Origin of the sequence: Niveispirillum sp., from assembly GCF_052437035.1 — a bacterium.
Taxonomy (GTDB): Bacteria; Pseudomonadota; Alphaproteobacteria; order Azospirillales; family Azospirillaceae; genus Niveispirillum.
Map to the genome: position 1 here is coordinate 468,952 of NZ_JBQVOH010000003.1, position 13,935 is coordinate 482,886.

Consider the following 13,935-nt stretch of genomic DNA (forward strand, 5'->3'; position numbering starts at 1 on the left):
TGGCAGAACGCCGCCGGCGGTTGGGAGGGGTCGATGAAGAACAAGGTCGCAACCATTGCTATTGGGATAGCGCTGACCGGCACTGCTATGCCGTCGCTGGCGCTGGATATTGCCGGATTGAACCAGCGCAACGAACTGCTGCTGTTCTCCGATAAATCGCCGGGCACTGTGAAGGTGCTGCCCGTAACGGGCGTGAAGGGCAAGCTGCTAGGCATCGACGTCCGTCCGGCCAACTGCAAGCTTTACGGTATCGCCAGCGACAACAGCCTTTACACTATCGATCTTGAAACCGGCGCTGCCACGGCGGGGCCGAAACTGTCGGTCGCGTTGACGGCCATTGACCATGTGGTTGCGGACTTCAACCCACAGGCGGACCGCCTGCGTGTCATAGGGTCGGACGGGCAGAACCTGCGCGTCAACGTGGAGACAGGTGCCGCCGCCGTGGACAAACCGCTGGCCTATCACCCCAACGACAAGGTGAATGCCGGCAAGAAGCCTGCCGTCTATGCCGGCGCCTATATCAACTCCTTCGCCGGGGCGACGCAGACGCAGCTGTTCGATATCGACAGCGGTACGGGCGCCTGGCTGTCGCAGGACCCGCCCAATGACGGCGTGCTGCGCACCATCGGCCCGTTGGGCGTGCCGGCGGGCACCATCGTTGAAGGGGTTGATATCTTCACCGACGCCCAGGATGAATATCATGGCCGCGCTGTGGCCGGGGGCGCGCTCTATGAGATTAATGTCACCCGTGGTGGCATGAAGAAGATGGGCCGCATCGGCGATGGCAGCGACGTGATCGATATCGCCATTCTGGACAAGCGATAAGGTCTGACAACCATAATCGAGACGATGGGGATGTGAGGGGAATGATGGCGATGTCGCGTGCGTGGCGTAAATGGGGGTTCACTCTGGCACCCGTGATGGGGTTGGGCCTGCTGGCCGGCTCCAGCGCGGCAGAGGATCCGTTCGTCATTGCCCAACGCGACATTTCCTTCACGCCACGGGCCGTCACGATCAAGGTGGGTGATCAGGTCACGTTCCGGAACGAGGACCCGTTCGGCCACAATGTCTATTCACCCAGCATGAATGGCGTGTTCGACATCGGCTTGCAGGACCCCGGCACAGAGACGCCGGTGACCTTCACGGCACCGGGTGAATTCATCATCCAATGTCGAATTCACCCCAAAATGCGGGCCAAGGTCTTGGTCGAACCCTGATCACACCGTCGCCACCTGCCGTTTACGCAGTGGCAGGATGGTGATGACGATGCCAGCGAAAAGCAGCGCCATGCCCAGAAGGCGCAGCGGACCGAACGTCTCCTCAAAGGCCAGATGGGCTGCCACCGTGCCGGTGACGGGCACCAGCAAGGAGAAGGGGGCCACCACCCCGGCCTTGTATTCCCGCAGCAGCATGCCCCAGATGCCGAAGGCCACCAGGGTGGACAGGCAAACGATGTAGAGCAGCGACAGGCCGGCGGTCCAGCTGAAGCCCGTCAGCGCCGCCCACACCCGATCCGGCCCCTCTACGATCAGTGACAGGGTAAAGACCGGCAAGGGCGGCACCGTCGACAGCCAGACCATCAGCGGCAAGGTCGGCATGGGCGGCAGACGGCGCATCAGCACATTGCCCATGGCCCAACTGGCCGCCGCCAACAAGGTCAGGATGAAGCCAATCCAGGTGACATCCAGCCCGACGGTGCTGCCTGTCACAGCAAGGCCCACCGCCGCCACCCCGGCGCCGGCCAGTTGCTGGCCCTTGGGCCGCTCACCCAGCATGCCCGCCGCGAACAGCATGGTCAGGAAGGCCTGACATTGCAGCACGATGGAGGCCAGACCCGGCGCCATCCCCCGGTCCATGCCCACGAACAGAAAGATGTAATGACCGGTGAACAGGAAGGTGGATACCAGCGCCAGCTGTTTGAACCCGATCCCCGCCGGACGTGGGATGAACAGCACCGGCAGGCAGGCCAGCGTGAAGCGCAGGGCCGTCAGCAGGATGGGCGGAAAGCCGGTCAGCGCCAGCTTGATCACCACAAAATTGGCCCCCCAGATGATGGCGACTAGAAAGGCGAGGGCGATGTGGAGAGGGCGCATGGGGGGACATCCGGCTGGATGATATCGGGATCAGGATCGGAACATGTCAGCATTACTGACGCAATTGCCAAGATGTGTCCGTGACAATTGCCCCACCCTTGGGGGTTGCCGCCGCGCGTCGGGCCGGGCACTCTCTCCCTCGACAGGCGGGCAGCGCCCGCCGCAGGTTTCGTTGTGTGATCGCTTCAACCAGCGATCACACTCTAACGGGAGAGCCCTAGAATGGACGCCATCGCCGCCATCAACTGGCAGGACCGCGCCGACCGGCTGCAATTCCGCACCCAGGCCTTCATCGACGGCGCCTATGTGTCCGCCGCCAGCGGCAAAAGCTTTGACAATATCAGCCCACGCGACGGCAAGGTCCTGACCCAGGTTGCCGAATGCGACGCGGAGGATGTGAACCGCGCCGTGGCGGCAGCCCGCCGCACCTTCGAATCCGGTGTCTGGCGGGATCAGCATCCGCGTGCCCGCAAGGCCGTGCTGCTGAAGCTGGCCCGCCTGATGGAGGAGCATGCGGACGAATTGGCGCTGCTGGAAACGCTGGATATGGGCAAGCCTATCCGCGACAGCCGCTCCATCGACATCCCCCTGTCGATCCGCTGTGTCCAATATTACGCCGAAGCCATCGACAAGCTGTATGATCAGGTCGGTCCCAGCGGGCCGGATGCCATGTCCTTGATCCTGCGTGAACCGCTGGGCGTGATCGGCGTGGTCGTGCCCTGGAACTTCCCGCTGATGATGGCGGTGTGGAAGGTGGCGCCGGCCCTGGCCACGGGCAACTCCGTGGTCCTGAAACCCGCCGAACAATCACCGCTGACCGCCATTCGTCTGGGCGAACTGGCGGTAGAGGCGGGCGTGCCGCCCGGTGTGCTGAATGTCGTACCCGGTTTTGGGGAAACGGCGGGGCAGGCCATTGGCCGCCACATGGATGTGGACATGCTGGCCTTCACCGGTTCGACCGAGGTTGGCAAGTATTTCATGCGCTATTCAGGGGAAAGCAACCTGAAGCGCGTGTCGCTGGAATGCGGGGGCAAGACCCCGCATATCATCATGCCCGACGCCGCTGATCTGGATAAGGCCGCTGCCAATGCCGCCGGCGGCATATTCTTCAATCAAGGCGAGGTGTGCAACGCCGGCTCCCGCCTGTTGGTGCATGAAAGCATCAAGGACGAGTTCCTGGAAAAGGTCATCCACCATTCCCGTCGCTGGACCCCCGGCGATCCGCTGGACCCCGCGACGACTATGGGTGCCATGGTCGATGCCAAACAGCATGAACGGGTGCTGTCCTATATCGACAAGGGCAAGGCAGAGGGGGCGTCCCTGCGGCTTGGCGGGGCGGCGGCGCGCACGGATACGGGTGGTTACTATATCGAACCCACCCTGTTCGACGGCGTGGACAGTTCCATGACCATCGCGCGGGAAGAGATTTTTGGCCCCGTCCTGTCCACCCTGACCTTCAAGACCACGGAGGAGGCATTCAAGATCGCCAATGACACGATCTATGGTCTGGCGTCGGCCATCTGGACCCGCGACATTTCCACCGCCATGAAGGCCGCCCGCACCATCAAGGCCGGATCGGTCTGGATCAACTGCTTCGATGCGGGCGACATCACCACCCCGTTCGGCGGTTTTAAACAGTCCGGCTTCGGCCGCGACAAGAGCCTGCATGCGCTGGAAAAATACACGGACTTGAAAAGCGTCTGGATCGACCTCTCATAAGTATGGAACCCCGACCCAATGATGGGTTGAACCGCGACCGATTTCCCGCTAGGTCAGTGAATGCAGAATACCAAATTCAGGAGTGCCGCCTTGCTCGTCAATCCGATCCGTCTTGAGGACGAAAAGCCGGAGTCCGATGCCCAGGAGGAAAAGGCAAAGGCCCCGCCCTCAATCGCGCAGAATCTGTTCAAGGCCCGCACCATCCTGCTGTTCGGCGAGATCAACCAGAAGGTGGCACAGGCCGTGACGGCCCAGCTGCTGGGTCTGGCCGCAGAGAATGACGAGCCGATCAAGCTGATCATCAATTCGCCGGGCGGCCATGTCGAATCCGGTGATACGATCCACGACATGATCCGCTTCGTGAAGCCGCGCGTGCTGGTGCTGGGCACCGGCTGGGTCGCGTCTGCCGGCGCGCATATCTTCCTGGGCGCTGCCAAGGAGGACCGGTTCTGTCTGCCCAATACCCGCTTCATGATCCATCAGCCGGCGGGCGGTGTGGGTGGTCCGGCCACCGATATCGCGATCGAGGCGAAGGAAATCATCAAGATGCGCAAGCGAATCAATGAAGAGATCGCCCGCGAAACCGGCCAACCCTATGAGCGCGTGGCCGTGGATACCGACCGCAATTTCTGGATGTCGGCGGAAGAAGCCAAGGAATATGGCATCGTCAGCCACATCATCGACAACACCGAAGCCTTCAAGTAAGGCATTAGCATTTTAGATTTGAGAAGGGCCGGTCCATCGCGACCGGCCCTTTCCATATCCGGGTTGGACATGCAGATCCTTCAAGTGAATATCGGGCGTATCATCACCCGCATCAACGCCAAGGGGCGGGAGGAGGGGACGGGCATCGGCAAGCAGCCTGTCACCGGTCCGCTCCCCCTGGGTCCCAGCGGACTGGACGGCGATGAAAGCGCCTATCGCAGCCGGAAGGAAGGCGATACGGCCCTGCATGGCTTCGCGTTTGAGTCCTATGAGGCGCTGGAAGCCAGCCTTGGCCGGTCGATACAACGCCCCGGCTTTGGGGAGAACCTGCTGTTCGCAGGCTTCACCGATGCCGAGGCGCGCATCGGCGACGTTCTGGCTATCGGCACCGCCCAGGTGATGGTGAACCAGCCCGTGCCGCGCTGTTCCTGGCCCGGTGTCCTGACGGGCGTAAAGGCGCTGGGGCCGCTGGCCATGAAGGCGGGCACGCCCGGCTGGTACATGCAGGTGGTGCGACCGGGCATTGTGACAGCGGGTGATGCCGTGACCCTGGTGGAGCGTGGGGAGGCGGCCTGGACGGTCGGGCGTCTGAACGCCCTGCTGTTAGACAAGCGGCCTGATCCGGCTCTGCTGGCCGATGCGTTGGCCCACCCGGCCCTGGCGGAGCGGTTCAAGAAGGAGTTGCGGTCGGCGTGACGGTTGCCGCCTCTTCCGGCTCCGTCTCCTGCGGCTTTTCCTTGGCAGCCTGGTTCATCTTTCGGCGCTGATTGGCCTTTTCCAGGATGGCGGCGCGCAACTCTCCATGCTGGCGGGTGAACTGGTTGAAATCGCGTCGTTCCAGTATGAGGAACTGGCAGTAATCCAGCGCTGTGATGTCGGCACTGCGGCGACGGCCTGACAGCAGGGCCATCTCCCCGAAGAAGGCGCCGGTCTCCAGCTTGATCTTGTGATCGGGCAACTGCACCTCCACGGCCCCGCTGGCCAGGAAATACATGCCGTCGGCAGGATCGCCGCTGCGGATGACGCGTTCACCCGGCACCGCCGCCGCCGGCCGGAACATCAGCAGCAGACGTTCCAACTCATCCTTGCCCAGCCTGGACAGTACAGGAAATGTCTCCACCAGCTTCTGCACCTGAAGACCATGCGCCTTCTCCCGCTCCGCCATCTGGTCGCGGACGCTGTTGATCTGCTGCGTCAGGCGCTTGAACTTGGTCTGGCCATAGTTGGACCAGTCGGGACGCTGCGCCTTTACCCTGGCCGTCGCCTTTTCCACCGCCGCGAAAACCAGCGGGTTCAGCGTGATCGACAGCAATGCCCCGGCCAACACCAGATCGCGCCCTTCTGGCGGCAGCAGATTCATGCTGATGCCCAGTCCGACCAGGATGAACGAAAATTCCCCGATCTGGGCCAGACTGGCGGAGATCAACAGGCCGGCACCCATCGGGTATCCCAGCGCCAGAACGATGGCGAATGCCACCAGCGACTTGCCCACGATGATGGTCAGCAGGACCGCTGCCACCGACAGCGGCTCCCGCAGAAGGATCGACGGGTCGAACAGCATGCCGACCGACACGAAGAATATGACCGAGAACGCATCCTGCAGAGGCAGGCTGTCCGCCGCCGCCTTGTGGCTGAACCGGCTTTCGGCCAGCACCACGCCCGCAAAGAAGGCGCCCAGCGCGAACGACACGCCGAACACCTGGGCCGAGCCATAGGCGATACCCATGGCGATGGCGAGAACGGCCAGAGTGAACAGTTCCCGCGAGCCTGTGCGCGCCACCTGGGCCAGCAGCCAGGGGACGATACGCGGCCCCAGGATCAAGGCGACCGCTGCAAACAGACCGACCTTGCCCAGGGTAATGGCCAAGGTCAACCAGACCGGCGCATCGGTCGGGGCCGCACCATGTCCGCCGCCATCAGCCGGTACCGTGCCGCCCAACAAGCCCGCGAAGGCCGGCAGCAGCACAAGCGCCACCACCATGGCCAGATCCTCGACAATCAACCAGCCGATGGCGATCCGGCCATTGGGTGTCTGCAAAAGATTGCGTTCTTCCAGGGCCTTCAGCAGCACCACCGTACTGGCGACCGACAGCGACAGGCCCAGCACGATCCCGGCCCCCAGGCCCCAGTCCCAGTAAAGCGCCAGGCCCAGGCCCATCAGTGTGGCGATGATGATCTGTCCCACTGCACCTGGGATGGCGATCCCCTTCACCGCCATCAGGTCTGCGGCGGAAAAATGCAACCCAACCCCGAACATCAGCAGGATGACGCCGATCTCCGCCAGTTCCAGCGCCAGCTTTCCATCTGCCACGAATCCGGGCGTGAACGGCCCGACCAGAACACCCGCCACCAGATAGCCGACCAGGGGCGGCAAACGCAGCCGGTCGGCCAGGAAACCGAAACCGAAAGCCAGAACGAAAGCGATGGACAGGGTGGCAAGCAGACTGGTGTCGTGGGGCACGCGGTTTGACCTTGGGCGCAAAACAATGGATCAGGCGCTGCAGTATGGGGAGCGGCGTGACCAGACGCACCTGCAAAATCAACGGGATCGGGCGAATGTCATTCGCCGCCCAGCTTTGCCTCCAACTCGTCCAGGCGCCTTGCCATGGTGCGGATATTGTCGATCAGAAGCTGTACCAGCTGCCTTAGCAGCGGGTCGGCACCATATAGCCCCTCGCGCAGCACGCTGGCCGGCATGCGCATCAGGACCGACTCCATCTCCGCACTGGCATGGGCCATGCGCGGTTTGCGGTCGAAAATCGCCATTTCCCCGAAAATGCCGCTGGTTTCGACCCGGCCGATGACCGTCGGATGCTCAACATCGCCCCGCCAGATGCGCACACGACCGTTTTCCACCACATAAAGGCTGTCGCCGGGATCACCCTCCTTGAAGATCAGCTCACCCGGTGCGAAAGTTCGGCGTTCGAAAGCGGCGGACATGACAGCGGACCCCTTGGCAGCGGCGGCACCCGCGACAGGCGCAGGCCAGCCAAGCTTTACGCTGATTGCTTCCCATTTGCCATGGGCTTGACAATAGTACGACCGTTCGTATTATTTGGACCTTATGAGCAAGGGCGAACGCACACGCGCCGCAATCCTGGACCAAGCGCTGGCAATGACCAGCACGGACGGATTGACCGGCCTGACCATCGGGACACTGGCCGACCGGCTGGGCATGTCGAAATCCGGGCTGTTCGCCCATTTCGGCAGCAAGGAACAGCTACAGGCGGCAGTGCTGGAACGGGCGGCGGAACTTTTCGCCGATACCGTGGTGCGTCCCGCCTTGGCACAGCCGCGTGGCCTGCCGCGTGTGCTGGGACTGTTTGAGAATTGGATTGCCTGGACGATGGACCCGGTTCTGCCCGGCGGCTGTCCCATCCAGGCCGCCTCTATCGAGTTTGATGACCGCCCCGGTCCCATCCAGGACCTGATCGTCAAGCAGCAGGAGGATATGCGCCGCGTGGTCATCGGTGCCGCCCGCCGCGCGGTGGAGGAGGGGCACCTGCGGGCCGACCTGGATGTGGAGCAATTCGCGTTCGAGGGGATCTCGCTCTGTTACGGTTTCACCCAGTCCTATCGGCTTCTGAAGAACCCGAAATCGGAGGTCTGGGCCCGCAACGCTGTCCATGGTCTGATCGACCGGGCGCGTGTGCGTCAGTAGAGCGTTCGTCCGGTTCCGCGTGCGGCGGGGCCGGACCAGTTTCATCACGGCGCCCGCCCGGATGGACGGACGCCCCCATCGGGGGGAGAGTTCCATGGCCTATTTTTCGTCTGAAAAAAGCACGAACGTTCGTAATAATAAGCGGCCCGACCAGTCCTGGCTGGATGGGTTGACGGACCTGTTCCACCCCTGGTCACGCGAACGCCACCTGTTGGCCGAGGGGCGGCGCATGTATCTGGAGCCAGAGCGGGCGGTGGCACCGCCGGCCCTGCCGGAACCGGCGGGCGCCATGGTGCTGGCGGTTCCGGGCTTCACGCCCCACCTTGCCGCCCGCCTTTGGGGGGCAGAGCGGGGGGAGGCGGCCCCCCTGGTGCTGCTGGCCCATGGCTGGGAAGGGCAGGTGCATGACATGCTGGGCTTTGTGCAGCCGCTGCTGAATGCCGGCGCCCGCGTCGTGGCCTTTGATGCGCCGGCCCATGGCCGCAGTTCGGGCGACGAGACCAACCTGCTGGAAATGGCCCGCGCCATCCGGGCTGTGGCGGTCGCCGCGGGCGGCAAGGTGGCGGCGGTGATCGGCCATGGCCTGGGTGCCACCGCCCTGACACTCGCGATCCAGGATGGGTTCCAGGCGGGACGCGCCATTCTGCTGTCGCCCCTGGCCGACCTGACCCTGCCGCTGCGCCAGATAGCCAATGTTCTGCGCCTGGACCTGGACAGCGAACATGCGCTGGGGCGGGAGATTGACCGGGCACTGGGACAGCCGCTGGCCGCCCTGCATCTGCATGGGGATGAAGGTACACCGGTCCTTCTGATCCATTCTGCGGATGACCGGATCACGCCGGTGGCAGATGCCCTGCAATTGGCGTCTGTCTGGCCCGGTGCCGGGATGCATCTGGTGCAGGGGCTGGGCCATCGCCGGTTGCTGTCGGATGTCGGTGTCATCGAACGGGCTGTGGGCTTCGCGTTGCGGGGGGAATGATCCCCCCGTATGGTGATCTTTACGACACAATGATTGTATTGGGGGGAAACATGCAGATGGGTATCACCGCGCTGTATGCGGGTTTGCTGGGCGTGCTGCTGCTGGTTTTAAGCTACCGCGTATCGATGTATCGCCGCCGCCACGGCATCTCGCTGGGCGATGGCGGTCATAAGGGCCTGCATACCGCCATCCGGGTGCAGGGCAATTTCGTGGAGTATGTGCCCACCGCCCTGATCCTGCTGCTGCTGGTGGAACTGACGGGCCGGCAACCGGCCATCGTGCATGGGCTGGGTGCTGCCCTGTTCCTAGGCCGCGTCCTGCATGCCCAGGGTCTGACCTCCAATCCCGACGGTAAAACCCCCGGTCGCCTGCTGGGCATTCTGTTGACCTGGGTCATGCTGCTGACCGCGTCGGTTCTGCTGATCCTGGGATCGGTGGCCGGCATCTGATGAATGCGGACGGGGGTGGGGATTATGCGCGCCCCCGTCATGACGCGAATGCCATTCGGTCGCATCACGGGGCCATTGACCGCGCGGTGGCTTGGCGTCATTAACCTTTCATGGGCAAGGGCATTCTCCTTTCTGCAATTGGTGTTGCACGGCGTTTCGCGCCGTGGCTGCTGTTGCTTGCCTTGCTGCTGCGCGGGATGATCCCCGGCGGCTACATGCCCAACATGAACCCCGACAATGGCAAGGGCTGGCTGGTCATCTGTACCGGTGCCGGTTCCGCCAGCATCCAGATTGATGGCGATGGCGGGGATGACAATGCTCCCGCCGATACCGGGCATCAGGGCCTTTGCCCCTATCTGGCCATGACCCTGCTGGGTCCCGTCTTGCTGCTGCTGGCGCTGCTGCTGCCGGTGGCGGGGGATATTGTTGTTCTGCGGCCCTTCATGGGTACGCGTCGGCGCCGTCTGCTGTGCGGGCCGACCCTGGGGGCGCGGGCACCGCCCCTGTCCTGGGCTTATTGACACCCGTCATCCCAGGACAATTCCCGTATTTGGCGCCCCCCGCTTGAGAAAAGCATGATCGCGGGGCCGGTCGCCGGAGGATATTACAGTGCCCCGCACGCCTTTTCGCGTCCGCAGCCTGGCTTCGGTCGCCCTCATCGCCCTATCCACGCCTGCCTTTGCTCAGGATACCCAGGTGGCCGATGCCGCCCCGGTGCAGGAAGTGATCGTCATCGGCCAGCGTGATGCCCCGATCACCATCGTACCGCGCGGCCTTTCCGTCTCGCTGGGCCAGGAACAGTTCGCGGCAATCAATGCCGTCAATGTCGAAGATCTGATGAAGTACGCGCCCAATTTCTTTGTGCGCAAACGCTTTATCGGTGATGCCAACGCCGTTCCCGGCTTCCGTGGCACCCATTCAACGCAATCGGCCCGCTCGCTGGTGCTGGTGGATGGCTTCACCGTCTCCAACCTGCTGGGCAACAGTTTCGGCTTCCCGCCGAAATGGGGTGTGGTCGGGCCGGGCGAGGTGCAGCAGTTCGACATCGTCTATGGTCCCTATTCATCCCGTTATCCGGGCAATTCGATGGGCGGCATCATTTCCATCACCACCAAGCCTCCGAAGGAGGGGCTGGAGAGATTTGCCACCGCGCAATATTTCGTCCAGCCCTATAAGCAATATGGCACCGACCGCAATTTTGACGGTTACACGGGCGAGGCCGGTTTCGGGTGGAAGCAGAGCGATGGCCCGTGGAGTGCGCGGCTTTCCTATCGCCGTCTTCAAAATGAAGGCCATCCCCAGCAGTTCTATCAGCTGAATGGCGTCACGGGGGTGGCGTCGGGCAAGCCGCCGCCCATCGTTGTAACCGGGGCTGCCAATGATCCCAACCTGATAACAAAGACACCGGTTTCCGGTGCCTATTCGGTAGAAGACACAACGCAGGACCAGTTGCGCGGCCGCATCGGCTATGATTTTGCCAATGGCTGGAACGCGTCACTGCTGGCGGTGCTGTGGACCAGCGACTATGACGGCACCACCCCCACCACCTATCTGCGTGACGCGGCGGGCCAGCCGGTCTTCTATCTGCGCGATGCGACGGGTAAACCCGATCCCACCCTTCGCGTCCTTGTCGATGGCAAGCAGTACTCCTTGCCCACCATCAACCTATCACTTAATGAGCGGCGGGAAATGCTGGGTGGGCTGAAACTTTCTGGTCCGCTCGGCGACTGGCAGGCCAGCCTGAACCTGTCGCGCTTCGTGATCGACAAACAGCGTACCCGCGCCTCCACCGGTTATGCAAACGGGATCAGTGATGGTGCGGGCACCGACACGCGCCAGGGCGATACCGGTTGGTGGACCGGTGACGGACAGCTGGAGCGCAGCCTGGGCGACCATGAGCTGGCGGTGGGTTTCAACAGCAGCCTGTATGAAACCGACCAGACCATTTACGGCGTTGGCAACTGGCGCAGCGGTGCCACGCCCACCTTCAACACGCGAACCGGGGGCCGTTCTCGCCAGCTTGGTGCCTTCGTCGATGATGCCTGGCAGGTCGTGCCGGGCATCAAACTGACGGGCGGCGTGCGCCTGGACAGCTGGCGTGCCTTTGACGGGCGCATCGGCACCCGTGTTACCGGCGCGCCGAAATATCAGTCCTATGCCGACCGCAAAGAAACCTCCATCAACCCATCCGCCGGTATCCAGGCCGACTTGCCCGCCGATTGGGTGGGACAGCTCAGCCTCGCGACCGCCACACGCTTTCCCACGGTGGGTGAGCTGTTCCAGGGAAAGCTGGATGGCAATGGCAATTTCGATATCAACAGTTTCGATCCCAACCTGAAGCCGGAAAAGTCGCGTGACGCCAACCTGATGCTGCGCCGGGCCTTCGATGATATCCGTTTAACCGGCAGTGTCTTCTATCAACGGGTTGAAGACGCGATCTTCAGCCAGCAGGGCTTCAACCAGTTCGGCGTTGTCACCTCGTCCTTCAAGAATATCGACATCGTGCGCCAGTGGGGTATCGAGGGCATTGTCGAAGCGTCGGACCTTGCCGGAATCGAGGGCCTGAATGTCGATTTGAATGCGGCCTGGATCGACGCACAGACGGTGCGCAACCGGTCCGTCCCGGCATCGGAGGGGGTGCAGTTCCCGCGCATTCCGAAATGGCGCCTTAACGGTAATGCCCGGTACAGGTTCGCCGATGACTGGCAATTCTCCACCGGCTGGCGCTATGCGTCGCGTCCCAACACCAATCTGGAAGGGACGCAGCGCGGCGATACCTATGGCTATACGTCGGAACTGATGATCTTCGATGCCAAACTGTCCTGGGAGGTGACGGCGGAAACCCAGCTCAGCATCGGTGTCGATAACATCGGCAATGACAAGGCCTGGGTGTTCCACCCCTATCCGCAACGCACCTTTACGCTTGAACTGAAATGGAAGGGCTGACGCCATGACCGACCTGTCGATCAAGGCACCGCCGGCCAAGGGCTGGCTGGATTACCGCACCATCTGGCGCTGGCATTTCTATGCCGGCCTGTTCTGTGTGCCCTTCATCGTGGCTCTGGCCCTTTCCGGTTCGCTTTACCTGTTCAAGCCGCAGGTGGAGGCGTTGATCGACAGGCCTTATGACAATCTGGTGCTGACTGGCCCTGTGGCAGATGCCAATGCCCAGGCTCTTGCGGCCCTTGCCGCCGTACCGGGTGGAAGCTTGAAGAGCTACATCCTGCCCGACGAGGCCAACGATGCCGTCCGCGTCCTGGTCCGCGACGGGCAGGGGGCGATGTGGCGGGTCTATGTCCATCCCCAGACCCTGGAAATCCTGCATTCGATCCCGGAAGAAGACCGCTTGATGAACCAGATCAAGACCTTCCATGGCGAACTGCTGATGGGTGACCAGGGCTCTTGGTTTGTGGAACTGGCCGCCTGTTGGGGCATCGTCATGGTAGTCAGCGGGCTCTATCTCTGGTGGCCGCGCGGGGGCCAGGGGCTGGCCGGCATTGTCTATCCACGGCTATCGGCGGGCGGGCGTACCTTCTGGCGTGATCTGCATGCCGTTACCGGTCTGTGGATTTCCTTCCTGGCCCTGTTCCTGCTGCTGACCGGCCTGCCCTGGGCCAGCGTCTGGGGTGGAGCGTTCAAGGCCGTACGGGAGGCGACGGGAACCGCCGCCGTCAAGCAGGACTGGACCACCAGCCGCAAGGCAGAACGCGCCGGTCATGACGCCCAGGAACATGCCGAAGACCATCCGATGGACCATGGCAGCCTGTCCATGGACGATATGATGGTGGGAACCGTGACCCTGGCCGATGTCGTGGCACAGGTGGCGCCCCTGAAACTGCCAGCACCCGTTCAGATCAACCTACCGGCCAAGGCGGGGGGCAGCTGGGCGGTGCGCTCGATGACGGCCAACCGGCCCGACCGCATCTCCATCGATCTGGACGGGGCCACCGGCACTCAGATCCGGCGGGAGGATTTCGCCGACCGCCACATCATCGACCGCGTCGTCGGCATCGGCATCGCCGCGCATGAGGGGCAGCTGTTCGGCTGGTTCAATCAGGCCCTGGGCGTCATCGCCGCGCTGGGCCTGGTCCTGCTGTCGGTTAGCGGGGCCGTGATGTGGTGGAAGCGCCGGCCAAACGGCGCCCTGGGCGCACCGCCGCCCCTGCGGATGCGGGGCAGCCCGGCGGTCATGGGCATGATCCTGCTGTTCTTCGCCCTGTTCCTACCCTTGCTGGGCCTGTCGGTGATCGTGGTGGCCCTGATCGATCTGGCCATTCTGCGCCAGTTGCCCAACGCCCGCCGCTGGCTGGGCCTGCGCATGGCGTGAGG

The 13,935-nt window shown here is 63.1% G+C and carries 14 protein-coding genes; 11 read left to right on the forward strand and 3 right to left on the reverse strand.

Annotated features, from left to right (window positions below; genetic code table 11):
• Window positions 1–33 precede the first annotated feature (33 nt).
• Both ACT6Q8_RS11220 and ACT6Q8_RS11225 read left to right on the forward strand, forming a co-directional pair.
• On the forward strand, window positions 34–825 hold the full coding sequence (locus ACT6Q8_RS11220; protein WP_444732168.1) for a DUF4394 domain-containing protein: 792 nt from the start codon (window positions 34–36) through the stop codon (window positions 823–825).
• Window positions 826–875: 50 nt separating this feature from the next.
• The gene (locus tag ACT6Q8_RS11225) at window positions 876–1,217 is read left to right on the forward strand and encodes a plastocyanin/azurin family copper-binding protein (RefSeq protein WP_444732167.1); all 342 of its coding nucleotides are present in this window, start codon (window positions 876–878) and stop codon (window positions 1,215–1,217) included.
• On the opposite strand, the gene ACT6Q8_RS11230 is transcribed toward ACT6Q8_RS11225, so the two are convergent.
• Window positions 1,218–2,093 carry an EamA family transporter gene (locus ACT6Q8_RS11230; RefSeq protein ID WP_054166611.1) on the reverse strand — a complete coding sequence of 292 codons (876 nt, stop codon included), beginning with the start codon at window positions 2,091–2,093 and terminating at the stop codon, window positions 1,218–1,220.
• Between the two features lie 222 nt (window positions 2,094–2,315).
• Here ACT6Q8_RS11230 and ACT6Q8_RS11235 point away from each other — a divergent pair, with 222 nt between their 5' ends.
• The 3 genes from ACT6Q8_RS11235 to ACT6Q8_RS11245 all read left to right on the forward strand — a co-directional run bounded on the left by ACT6Q8_RS11235 (window position 2,316) and on the right by ACT6Q8_RS11245 (window position 5,213).
• Window positions 2,316–3,812, forward strand: a complete 1,497-nt coding sequence (locus tag ACT6Q8_RS11235; protein ID WP_444732166.1) for an aldehyde dehydrogenase — start codon at window positions 2,316–2,318, stop codon at window positions 3,810–3,812.
• Window positions 3,813–3,872: 60 nt separating this feature from the next.
• Entirely contained in the window at window positions 3,873–4,517 is a 645-nt protein-coding gene (locus ACT6Q8_RS11240; protein WP_054166546.1) for an ATP-dependent Clp protease proteolytic subunit, read from the forward strand.
• Window positions 4,518–4,586: 69 nt separating this feature from the next.
• Complete coding sequence (locus ACT6Q8_RS11245) at window positions 4,587–5,213, forward strand: MOSC domain-containing protein (protein ID WP_444732165.1); 627 nt, start codon at window positions 4,587–4,589, stop codon at window positions 5,211–5,213.
• Here the strand turns inward: ACT6Q8_RS11245 and ACT6Q8_RS11250 are convergent.
• Together ACT6Q8_RS11250 and ACT6Q8_RS11255 are read right to left on the reverse strand one after the other, a co-directional pair.
• Entirely contained in the window at window positions 5,188–6,978 is a 1,791-nt protein-coding gene (locus ACT6Q8_RS11250; RefSeq protein ID WP_444732164.1) for a cation:proton antiporter domain-containing protein, read from the reverse strand. The genes ACT6Q8_RS11245 and ACT6Q8_RS11250 overlap by 26 nt on opposite strands.
• A 98-nt stretch (window positions 6,979–7,076) precedes the next feature.
• A complete protein-coding gene (locus ACT6Q8_RS11255) occupies window positions 7,077–7,457 on the reverse strand; it encodes a Crp/Fnr family transcriptional regulator (RefSeq protein ID WP_444732163.1) in 381 nt (126 codons plus the stop codon).
• Window positions 7,458–7,581: 124 nt separating this feature from the next.
• On the opposite strand from ACT6Q8_RS11255, the gene ACT6Q8_RS11260 reads away from it, so the two are divergent.
• The 6 genes from ACT6Q8_RS11260 (at window position 7,582) to ACT6Q8_RS11285 (ending at window position 13,933) form a co-directional block, all read left to right on the forward strand.
• Window positions 7,582–8,178 carry a TetR/AcrR family transcriptional regulator gene (locus ACT6Q8_RS11260; protein WP_444732162.1) on the forward strand — a complete coding sequence of 199 codons (597 nt, stop codon included), beginning with the start codon at window positions 7,582–7,584 and terminating at the stop codon, window positions 8,176–8,178.
• Between the two features lie 94 nt (window positions 8,179–8,272).
• Window positions 8,273–9,157, forward strand: coding sequence for an alpha/beta fold hydrolase (locus ACT6Q8_RS11265; RefSeq protein WP_444732161.1), 885 nt, complete (start codon window positions 8,273–8,275; stop codon window positions 9,155–9,157).
• Between the two features lie 56 nt (window positions 9,158–9,213).
• The gene (locus tag ACT6Q8_RS11270) at window positions 9,214–9,606 is read left to right on the forward strand and encodes an MAPEG family protein (RefSeq protein WP_444732160.1); all 393 of its coding nucleotides are present in this window, start codon (window positions 9,214–9,216) and stop codon (window positions 9,604–9,606) included.
• Window positions 9,607–9,779: 173 nt separating this feature from the next.
• Complete coding sequence (locus ACT6Q8_RS11275; RefSeq protein WP_444739379.1) at window positions 9,780–10,127, forward strand: DUF2946 family protein; 348 nt, start codon at window positions 9,780–9,782, stop codon at window positions 10,125–10,127.
• An 88-nt stretch (window positions 10,128–10,215) separates the two neighbouring features.
• A complete protein-coding gene (locus tag ACT6Q8_RS11280; protein WP_444732158.1) occupies window positions 10,216–12,552 on the forward strand; it encodes a TonB-dependent receptor in 2,337 nt (778 codons plus the stop codon).
• A 4-nt stretch (window positions 12,553–12,556) separates the two neighbouring features.
• Window positions 12,557–13,933, forward strand: coding sequence for a PepSY-associated TM helix domain-containing protein (locus ACT6Q8_RS11285; RefSeq protein WP_054166555.1), 1,377 nt, complete (start codon window positions 12,557–12,559; stop codon window positions 13,931–13,933).
• Window positions 13,934–13,935 lie beyond the last annotated feature (2 nt).

Excerpts from the sequence above, each read along its gene's own strand:
- ACT6Q8_RS11265 (WP_444732161.1), top strand. The coding sequence starts at position 8,273 with ATGGCCTATTTTTCGTCTGAAAAAAGCACGAACGTTCGTAATAATAAG.
- ACT6Q8_RS11235 (WP_444732166.1), top strand. The coding sequence starts at position 2,316 with ATGGACGCCATCGCCGCCATCAACTGGCAGGACCGCGCCGACCGGCTG.
- ACT6Q8_RS11255 (WP_444732163.1), bottom strand. The coding sequence starts at position 7,457 with ATGTCCGCCGCTTTCGAACGCCGAACTTTCGCACCGGGTGAGCTGATC.
- ACT6Q8_RS11230 (WP_054166611.1), bottom strand. The coding sequence starts at position 2,093 with ATGCGCCCTCTCCACATCGCCCTCGCCTTTCTAGTCGCCATCATCTGG.
- ACT6Q8_RS11285 (WP_054166555.1), top strand. The coding sequence starts at position 12,557 with ATGACCGACCTGTCGATCAAGGCACCGCCGGCCAAGGGCTGGCTGGAT.
- ACT6Q8_RS11240 (WP_054166546.1), top strand. The coding sequence starts at position 3,873 with ATGCAGAATACCAAATTCAGGAGTGCCGCCTTGCTCGTCAATCCGATC.
- ACT6Q8_RS11220 (WP_444732168.1), top strand. The coding sequence starts at position 34 with ATGAAGAACAAGGTCGCAACCATTGCTATTGGGATAGCGCTGACCGGC.
- ACT6Q8_RS11245 (WP_444732165.1), top strand. The coding sequence starts at position 4,587 with ATGCAGATCCTTCAAGTGAATATCGGGCGTATCATCACCCGCATCAAC.
- ACT6Q8_RS11260 (WP_444732162.1), top strand. The coding sequence starts at position 7,582 with ATGAGCAAGGGCGAACGCACACGCGCCGCAATCCTGGACCAAGCGCTG.
- ACT6Q8_RS11225 (WP_444732167.1), top strand. The coding sequence starts at position 876 with ATGTCGCGTGCGTGGCGTAAATGGGGGTTCACTCTGGCACCCGTGATG.
- ACT6Q8_RS11270 (WP_444732160.1), top strand. The coding sequence starts at position 9,214 with ATGGGTATCACCGCGCTGTATGCGGGTTTGCTGGGCGTGCTGCTGCTG.